Source organism: Pinisolibacter sp. (genome assembly GCF_036782435.1).
In the GTDB taxonomy this organism is placed as follows: Bacteria; Pseudomonadota; Alphaproteobacteria; order Rhizobiales; family Ancalomicrobiaceae; genus CALBKH01.
On the sequence record NZ_DAIPZB010000035.1, the window covers coordinates 44,171 to 54,034 of the forward strand.

The 9,864-nt window shown below is 57.9% G+C and carries 6 protein-coding genes and 1 tRNA gene; all 7 read left to right on the forward strand.

Annotation, left to right across the window (positions count from 1 at the left end; genetic code table 11):
* The first annotated feature begins 21 nt into the window (after positions 1-21).
* Positions 22-2,805, forward strand: coding sequence for a class I SAM-dependent DNA methyltransferase (locus V7Q42_RS15260; RefSeq protein ID WP_333824953.1), 2,784 nt, complete (start codon positions 22-24; stop codon positions 2,803-2,805).
* Positions 2,802-3,833: a hypothetical protein gene (locus V7Q42_RS15265; RefSeq protein WP_333824954.1), complete on the forward strand. Its 1,032-nt coding sequence runs from the start codon at positions 2,802-2,804 to the stop codon at positions 3,831-3,833. Before V7Q42_RS15260 ends, V7Q42_RS15265 begins: the two co-directional genes overlap by 4 nt.
* Positions 3,834-3,843: 10 nt before the next feature.
* Complete coding sequence (locus tag V7Q42_RS15270; RefSeq protein ID WP_333824955.1) at positions 3,844-5,898, forward strand: DEAD/DEAH box helicase; 2,055 nt, start codon at positions 3,844-3,846, stop codon at positions 5,896-5,898.
* A complete protein-coding gene (locus V7Q42_RS15275; RefSeq protein ID WP_333824956.1) occupies positions 5,891-7,093 on the forward strand; it encodes a GIY-YIG nuclease family protein in 1,203 nt (400 codons plus the stop codon). The genes V7Q42_RS15270 and V7Q42_RS15275 overlap by 8 nt, the downstream gene beginning before the upstream one ends.
* Before the next feature lie 511 nt (positions 7,094-7,604).
* Positions 7,605-7,694: transfer RNA gene (locus V7Q42_RS15280), tRNA-Ser, on the forward strand.
* A 381-nt stretch (positions 7,695-8,075) separates the two neighbouring features.
* Positions 8,076-8,843: a DUF5131 family protein gene (locus V7Q42_RS15285; protein ID WP_333824957.1), complete on the forward strand. Its 768-nt coding sequence runs from the start codon at positions 8,076-8,078 to the stop codon at positions 8,841-8,843.
* Positions 8,843-9,864, forward strand: a 1,022-nt coding sequence (gene tcmP, locus V7Q42_RS15290; RefSeq protein WP_333824958.1) for a three-Cys-motif partner protein TcmP, incomplete at its 3' end; no start/stop codon positions are given. The genes V7Q42_RS15285 and tcmP, both read left to right, overlap by 1 nt.

Here is a 9,864-nt window from a genome sequence, read left to right on the forward strand (position 1 = left end):
CGTCGGGATGGAACGAGCGACATGAACGCCGTCGAGATCGAAGAAGCGATATCTGCGCTCGCCGAGCAGCCGTTCGATGCCGAGGAGTTTCCCTACGCCTTTCTCGAGGCCTTCGGGAACAAGGAGACCACGCTCCGGCGTTTGCGCAAGGGCGAGTCCAACAAGTCCGATCTGGGCGGCGTGCTTCAGACCAACAACATTCACATCGCCACTTGCAAGCCGGGCGAAGTCACACGGACGCTGACGGCATTGAAGGCCAGCCCGGCGACGGCGCGGGCGAAGGCGCGCTTCGTGCTGGCCACGGATGGCGACCTGTTCGAGGCCGAAGACCTCACAACCGACGACGCGCCGATCTCCTGCACCTACGCCGATTTCCCGAACCACTTCGGCTTCTTCCTGCCGTTGGCAGGGATCACCACGGTCAAGCAGGTTCGAGAAAGTTCGTTCGACATCCGGGCGACCAGCCGACTGAACCGGCTCTATGTAGAGCTACTGAAGGACAACCCCGAATGGGGCACGGCGCAGCGCCGGCACGACATGAACCACTTCATGGCGCGGCTGATCTTCTGTTTCTTCGCGGAGGACACCGATATCTTCGACGGCGCCGGCGCCTTTACGTCGACGATCGAGACGATGAGCGCGAAGGATTCCTCGAACACCGCCGAGGTGATCAGCACCATATTCCGCGCCATGAACACGAAGACGGGGGATCGCGCATCAGGCGGCGTTCCGCGCTGGGCCAATCGCTTTCCCTATGTGAACGGCGGGCTCTTTTCCGGCAGCACGGACGTGCCGCGGTTCAGCCGCATCGCACGCTCCTACCTGCTGCATATCGGCAGCCTCGACTGGAAAAAGATCAACCCGGACATCTTTGGATCGATGATCCAGGCCGTAGCCGATGATGACGAGCGCGGGGCGCTCGGGATGCACTACACAAGCGTGCCGAACATCCTGAAGGTGCTGAACCCGCTGTTTCTCGACGATCTGCGGGAGAAGCTGGCCGAGGCCGGCGATAATCCGCGCATGCTGCTCAACCTGCGCAAGCGCATGGCGAGGATCCGAGTGTTCGATCCGGCCTGCGGCTCGGGGAACTTCCTCGTCATCGCCTACAAGGAGATGCGGGCGATCGAAGCGGAGATCAATCGGCGGCGCGGCGAGGCCGACCGGCGGGCGGAAATCCCGCTGACCAACTTCCGCGGGATCGAACTGCGCGACTTTCCCGCCGAGATCGCCCGCCTGGCGCTCATCATCGCAGAATACCAGTGCGATGTGACCTATCGCGGCCAGAAGGAGGCGCTCAGGGACTTCCTGCCGCTGGACGCAATGAACTGGATCACCTGCGGCAATGCCCTCCGGCTGGATTGGTTGACCATCTGCCCACCGACGGGAACAGGTGTGAAACATCACGCTGATGACCTGTTCCACACGCCACTCAATCAGGCTGAGATTGAGTTCGAGAACGAAGGTGGTGAGACTTATATTTGCGGGAATCCTCCCTATCTCGGGAGCAAATGGCAAAACGACAGCCAGAAAGAAGACCTCAAGGCAGTCTTCAGCGAGCGAACAACTGCATGGAAGTCTCTCGACTATGTCGCCGGTTGGTTCATGAAAGCGGCAGACTATGGTGTGCGATCCAACTCATCAGCTGCGTTCGTTTCGACGAATTCTATTTGCCAGGGCCAACAAGTCCCGATCCTGTGGCCGCTTGTGTTTGAAACGGGCCATCAGATATGCTTCGCTCATACGTCGTTCAAATGGACAAATTTAGCAAGTCACAACGCGGGCGTTATTGTTGCCATTGTTGCAATAACACGCAATCCAACTTCTCCGAAGAGGCTGTTCTCAATCGCGGATGACGGCTCAGTGGTTGAGCGACAGGTGAGTAACATCAATGCCTACCTAGTGGCAGGTGCAAATAGAACCATTGATGTCGCACGAAACCCGGTTGGGGATTTGTCCCCTATGTTGTTTGGAAATATGCCGCGAGATGGCGGACATTTTATTCTGTCAGGCGAGGATAGGCGGCATGTACTAGGTTCATACCCTGAACTCGCTAGATTTATCAGACCTTACCTTGGGTCTGAGCAGATGATCCAAGGCAAACCTCGCTGGTGTTTTTGGATTGAAGCTAGGGATGCTGAGTTTGCGGGCAGTCATCCGTATATGAAAAGTCTGTTGGGTCGAGTGAGTGAATTCCGTGCCAGTAGTGCCGCCGCATCAACTCGTGATTTCGCGTCTAAGGCTTACCGCTTTGTTCAAATAGCAGGTACCGCGAAACGTTACACGTTAGCTGTCGCAAAAGTGTCTTCCGAACGAAGGCCGTACCTGCCTATACACTTGTTTGATCGAGACACGATTGTCAGTGATCTTCTGTTTGCACTTTACGATGCTCCTCTGTGGAATATGGCACTAGTTGCGTCACGTCTGCATCTTGTTTGGATCTCGACAGTCTGTGGAAAAATGAAGACAGATTTTCGCTATTCCAATACGCTAGGCTGGAATACCTTCCCTGTCCCGGCCCTTACCGAAAAGAATAAAGACGACCTTACCCGTTGTGCGGAAAACATCCTTCTTGCGCGGGAAGCCCACTTCCCCGCGACAATTGCCGACCTCTATGAACCGGAGGCGATGCCGGCCGATCTTCGTGAAGCCCATGAGCACTGCGATGAGGTGTTGGAGCGGATATACATCGGACGTCGCTTTCGCAACGACACTGAGCGGCTCGAAAAGTTGTTTGATCTTTATACCCGGATTGCTGCGGCGAGTGCCCCCTCTGCATTATACGGAAGAAGAGCACGCAGATGAAGATTCATGCATATATTCAATCAATGAAGGGGCAGGCAACTACGCTTTCGGAGCTTCTCCGTGTGCATAACTGGGCTGCGACAGAAAAATACTTTGGGCTGTATGCATACGCCACTCAATCAGGCGCTGTCACTTTTGACTTAGCGTTCGGGGGTGACTTTTGGAGCGATGTTCCATCGAGGTGGTTGTTCGGCATCGACTATGGTCGAACGCAACCTCAGGCCCTTAGGTACATTATGGGTAAGCCAAATACCGAAGTGAGAATTCATGATGGGGCATGGGTTGTGTCCAATGATGGCTTTCTGCCGCGCCAAGACTTTCACATGAAGACGAGCTTCCTAACTAATCAAAGTGAAGTACGTTTCGGCATGGTGGCTGGTTCAGGCAACTTTTCATCGAATGGACTTCGTCACTCATTGGAATGTGGCGCCAGTTTCCGAACCCAGGTTGAGAAGGAGTACAATGGAACATTTCGGTCTGCATTTACGGCTGCGAATAGCCTATGGGATGATGCAACTCCCGTCGATGAAATTATAGAAATATATGATCAACGTTGGAAGGTATCTCAGGCTAAATTTACGGAGACATCAAATGAACCAGACCCAAACTTCGATGATGTCGAGGCTTTTTGGATTGAAGCTGGGTACGTCACTCGCAATAGAGGGCCAAGCAAGCCAGGAAATCAGATTGACATGCCTCGCGGGATGAATCGATATTTCGGCTTTACAGCCCCAGAAGATCTTCCGGTAAATTCTGTTATTGGGCCTGTTACGTTTGAGTCGCCTTCTGGGAATATTGTTTCCAATAATCTTAGGCTTGGAAACAATATGATGGAGAAAATATCGCTTCCAATACCTGAGCAGCATGGCTTTGATATGTACGACGGAAAAGTACTTGTCTTTTCTCTGAGTAATGGTCGTTTTCGAATGTGGGCACTGGAGGCTGCTGAATTCGATTCTGCTTTTGGTCATAGACTAGGTGCGGTTCGGTCGATGGGAAGTGGAAGACGCTACGGCTACATCAAGTGAGCAAAATCGAATGATCGAATCTCGAACCGTTCCTTCTGTGTCAGTTTCCTACGCCAGCAACGGCAGCTCGACCAAGGCCAACGAATTCGGCATGCGGCCGATGCAGGAACGCGCCTTCGAAAAGCGCGGCGAGCAATATCTGCTGATCAAATCGCCGCCGGCCTCGGGCAAGAGCCGTGCACTGATGTTCATCGCGCTCGACAAGCTGATCAATCAGGGCGTGAAGCAGGCCATCATCGTCGTGCCGGAAAAGTCCATCGGCTCCAGCTTCCACGACGAGGCGCTCACACGGCACGGCTTCTGGGCTGACTGGCATGTGGAGCCGCGCTGGAACCTTTGTGACGCGCCCGGCAACGACAATGGCGGCAAGGTCAATGCGCTCGGCACCTTCCTCGAAAGCGGCGACAAGGTGCTGGTCTGCACCCATGCAACATTCCGCTTCGCCGTCGACAAGTTCGGGGTCGAAGCTTTCGACGACCGGCTGATCGCCGTCGACGAATTCCACCATGTCTCGGCCAATCCCGACAACAAGCTTGGTCTGCATCTGGGCGAGTTCATTACGCGGAATCGCGTGCATATCGTCGCGATGACCGGTTCCTATTTTCGCGGCGATGCCGAAGCTGTCCTGTCACCTCAGGACGAGGGCAAGTTCGAGACCGTCACCTACACCTACTATGAGCAGTTGAACGGCTATCAATATCTGAAGCGGCTCGACATCGGCTATTTCTTCTATGCGGACTCCTATGCCGACGACATCTTGAAGGTGCTGAACCCCGCTGAGAAGACGATCGTCCACATCCCCAATGTCAATTCGCGCGAGAGCACGAAAGACAAGATCAAGGAAGTCGAGCACATCATCGAGATGCTGGGGCAATGGCAGGGGACGGACCCCGCCACCGGCTTCCAATTGGTCAAGACGGCTGACGGCCGGATGCTGCGCATTGCCGACCTAGTCGACGACGACGCGGCCAAGCGGGATCGCGTGTCCGCGGCGCTGAAGGATCCGGCGCAGAAGAACAATCGCGACCATGTCGACATCATCATCGCGCTCGGCATGGCGAAGGAAGGCTTCGACTGGATCTGGTGCGAACACGCGCTGACGGTCGGCTATCGATCCAGCCTCACCGAAATCGTCCAGATCATCGGCCGCGCCACCCGCGACGCGCCGGGCAAGACCCGTGCGCGCTTCTCGAACCTGATTGCCGAACCGGCTGCCGCCGACGACATCGTCACCGAGGCCGTCAACGACACGCTGAAGGCTATCGCGGCCAGCCTGCTGATGGAGCAGGTGCTGGCGCCGCGCTTCGAGTTTAAGCCGAAGAATCCGCAGAATGGCCCGACCCCGGGCTTCGACTATGGCGAGGGCGGCTACGACCCGGAGAAATGCAATGTCGGTTTCAACGAGGAAACCGGCAAGTTCCAGATCGAGATCAAGGGCCTCGCTGTGCCCAAGAGCGAGGAGGCGGCACGGATCTGTCAGGAGGATCTGAACGAGGTGATCGCGGCCTTCGTGCAGGACAAGACGGCGATCGAGCGCGGCCTGTTTGACGAGGAGCTGGTGCCCGAGGAACTGACGCAGCTGCGCATGGGTAAGATCGTCAAGGACAAGTTCCCTCATCTCGACGCGGAGGATCAGGAAGCCGTGCGCCAGCATGCCGTGGCGGCGCTGAACCTGACCCAGAAGGCGAAGGAAGTCGCCGCCGGCAGTTCTCTCGGCGAGGAGAGTGCGAACACGGCCTTTGTCGACGGGGTGCGCAAGTTCGCGATGGATGTGCGCGAGCTGGACATCGACCTGATCGACCGGGTGAACCCCTTCGGTGAAGCCTATGCCATTCTGGCCAAGACCATGAGCGAGGAGAGCCTGAAGCAGGTGGCGGCGGCGATCGCAGCCAAGCGCACAACCTTGACGCCCGAGGAGGCGAAGGACTTGGCGGTGCGCGCCGTCCGGTTCAAGAAGGAGCGGGGTCGGCTGCCGTCGATCAGTTCCACCGACATCTGGGAGAAGCGCATGGCTGAAGGCGCGGCGGCTTTCGTCCGCTTCAAGGATGAGGGTCGCTATGAGTGATCTCGACCTCGACGACCTGCGCTCGGAGCTCGATGAGTTCGCCCAGCCGGAGAAGGCGGGCGGGCGTTCGGCCCGCGAGGAACGCATCATTGCGGGCTTCGAGGAAATTCAGCGGTTCGTCGAGAAGAACGGTCGCGTCCCCCGACACAGCGAAGACGGCAACATCTTCGAGCGGCTCTACGCCGTACGCCTGGATCGCATCCGCCTGCTCGAGGAATGCCGATCGCTGCTGAAGCCGCTCGACCATCAAGGCTTGTTGACAGGCGCGCCAGTCCGATCGTCCGCCTCGCAGGAATCGATCGACGACGAAGAATTGCTCTCCGAGTTGGAAGGGGCGGCGGGCTCTTCCGACATCACCACGCTGCGTCACGTCCGCACCAGTACCGAGAAGCGGGAAGCCGAAGAGATCGCGAGCCGGGAGAAGTGCTCCGACTTCGAGAAGTTCAAACCATTTTTCCAGAGGGTGCAGAGCGACCTCGACAGTGGCGTGCGAACGACGCGGCGGTTCGTCAAGGATTCGGGTTTCCTGAAGGCCGATATTCAGGCTGGGCAGTTCTTCATCCTTGGTGGACAGATCGCGTATGTCGCCGAGGTCGGGGAGCCGATCAAGGCGCCGAATGGCGAGACCGACGCCCGCCTTCGGGTGATCTACTCCAACGGAACCGAAAGCGATCTGCTGCTTCGATCGCTCCAGCGAGCGCTCTACAAGGACGAGGCTGGCCGGCGTATCACGGAACCTTCCGCGGGTCCGCTCTTTGCCGCCCAGAGCGAAGAGGGCGAAGAGGCGACTGGGGTCGTCTATGTGTTGCGAAGCAAAGCGGACCACCCGACGGTCGCAGCCCATCGCGAGATTTTGCACAAGATCGGCGTCACCGGCGGCGATGTGGCGCGACGGATCGCCAATGCTCGCCTCGATCCGACGTTTCTCATGGCCGACGTCGAGATCGTCGCGACCTACGAGTTGTACAACGTGAATCGGACGCGACTCGAGAACCTGATCCACCGGATATTCGGCCCGGCTCGCCTCGACATCGAAATCAAGGATCGCTTCGGCCATCCCATCACGCCTCGCGAATGGTTCCTCGTACCTCTCTTCGTCGTCGACGAGGCGATCGACCGAATCAGGAACGGCTCGATTACAGAATTCGTCTACGACCCGAGCGCGGCGGCGCTCGTGAAAGTTGGCTCACGGTGACAATCCGATGATTCGCACGGTCCCCAACATGGCGGAGAGGCGTCTCTGGGGGGCTCACTCGCAGGCGTTGGGGGTACGAATGGGGGTATGATGCATTTGAACGACAAAATATTCTTTTGATATCAGATCTTTGAAAGACACATTTGCTGCCTCTCCTGGCACCATCACCCTCGATGCGAGCGGCGGTAATCCGCCGCTTTTTCTTTTTCGGGGCGGCGCGCGGCGCGCGGGAGACGCTCCATCCGGATTTCCGGCGCCACCGCCGAGGTACCGACGCCCGACGCTCCCGCCGCCACGTCCGACCGTGTCCCACGACGCTCCTCACCGCGGGCGACCCGGAGATGCCGAAAAAATTCGCCGGTAACGCGACCGTCGGAAGACTTCGCCGTTCTTGTTTCCGAGAACCGGATCACGATCCTTCGCGACCCGACCGATCGCGATGCTCACGGGGCTTGTCACCCCGTTTCGCCCTGTGTATAGGGACGACGCTCGTTCGACCCGAGTTTCTCGCGGAGAGGTGCCGGAGTGGTCGATCGGGGCGGTCTCGAAAACCGTTGTACGTTCACGCGTACCGTGGGTTCGAATCCCACCCTCTCCGCCACTTGCCCCTGCGAAAGCGTTCTCCCGATCCGGCTCCGGCCGGATTTTTCCGTTGTATTCGGGGGTTATGCGGGAGGGGCTGTTAACTGGCCCACGCCCCGAAGGGCGCACACGCGTTCTCTCCGGGCCGGTATTCTCCGGACCTGTTAACCGCCGCGCTTTCGGTGAACAGCTTTAAGTCATTGCTTTCAAGTGATCTTTCGAAGTCCGTGATGCACGCGATTTAGAAAATTCATCTGGATGGCGGATGGAACAGAGATCGAACGCCGCCCATTGCGCGCTGGTTCGGCTGCAGCTGGGACCAATCTCACCCCAGCCGCTGTTCGTGCTTTGTGCTGAGTCAACCGCGTGTTACCGTTGTGAAAAAGTGTGAGGCGAGCAGTTGGCCCAGAAGTCAGACATCGAATGGACGGACGCGACGTGGAACCCGGTGACGGGCTGCACCAAGGTCGGTCCCGGTTGTGACAACTGCTACGCCGAGCGGTTCGCAGAGCGCTGGCGTGGAATCCCTGGACACCCCTACGAGCAGGGCTTTGACCTGACACTCTGGCCGTCGAGGCTGAAGCAGCCCGTGCTCTGGAAAAAGCCGCGGATGATCTTCGTGAACTCGATGAGCGACCTCTTCCACAAGGACATCGACCGTACATTCATCGACGCGGTGTTCGACGCCATGGAGCTGGCGGACTGGCACGTCTACCAGGTGCTGACCAAGCGGAGCTCGCTCATGCGCAACTACGTTCGGAAGCGGTATGATGGAGGGCCGGTCCCTCGGCACATCTGGCTCGGCGTTTCGGTCGAGGACGCCGCACACACGAGCCGGATCGAGCACCTGAAGCAGATCAATTCCGACGCATGCTTTATCTCGTTTGAGCCGCTGCTCGGACCGATCGGGGATGTTGATCTGCTGGGCGTCGCTTGGGCCATCGTCGGGGGGGAGAGCGGGCCTCGAGCACGACCCATGGACGAAAGCTGGGCCCGCCAGCTTCGTGACATCTGCGACCGTGATGATGTGGCGTTCTTCTTCAAGCAATGGGGCGGTGCGCGACCGAAGTCGGGCGGGCGTCTGCTCGATGGTGAAGAGTGGAACGGCTTTCCGTGGAAGATCGTCCCGAAGCCAATACTCGATGCTTTGCAGCCTGAGCACGCCTGATGCAGCCAAATGTCGAATATTATCAGGGCCGTGAGCAATCTTACATCAAGCACCTGTTTCTTCAGAAGTACTTCGAAAGTGCTGCTTACAAGCTGTTTCAGGGCAGATCACCTGTTTTCAATTTTGTGGATGCCTTCGCAGGTCCGTGGCGAAATACAGATAAGGCGAGGCAAACGGACACGTCCTTCGCACTTGCCCTCGCAACTCTCGAAAATGTTCGCAGCATTCTCGAAGGGATCGGACTTCGTGGCCTAAAGGTTCGCTTTCGTTTCTGCGAACGCGATCCCGATTCTTTCGCAAGGCTCCAAGCCTTTGCTTCCGAAAACTCGAAGTTCGACATCAAGGTTTTTCCGGGGGCATTCGAAGACAATCTCGGCGCCATTGAAGCGGCTTGTCGGGACATCAGCGGCAGTTTCACCTTCACCTTCGTCGATCCGACAGGATGGGATGTCGACTCGCGCCCGATATTCACGTTCCTGAAGGCCCAGCGTGGTGAAGTCCTATTCAACTTCATGTCGGAACACGTAAACAGGCACGCCGGCTGGGATGGTGTAGCCGCCTCAGTCGGCCGCTTCCTTGCCGATCCTGACTGGAAATCGGCCTTCGAGGCGCTGCCCGACGACTCGAACGAGTCGAAGATCCTGAAGCTTCTCAAGACAAGGATGGAAGCTGCCGGAGCTGCGACATGGTTGCCTGATTTCGCGATCCGCAAGCCCCGCGAAAACCGCATCAAGATGCGCCTCATTCTCGGAACGCACAGCGCGCATGGGGTCGAGGTCTTCCGAACTGTGCAGCAGAAGGTTGAAAAGGAAGGGTTCAGGGTTCGCCAGAACATCCGGACGGCCGAGATGGGGCAGTTATCGCTGTCGGACGACCTCTTCCTCGAATTGGACGCAAGCCGAGAGGGCGTTGGTTGCCCTGCCATGGTCGGCTGGGCCAGCGAAACAGTCCTCAAGGCCGTGTCCGCTGACCTTGCCCCCGGTTTGTCCCCGTTCATAACCAGAATCCGTTCCTGCTCTGG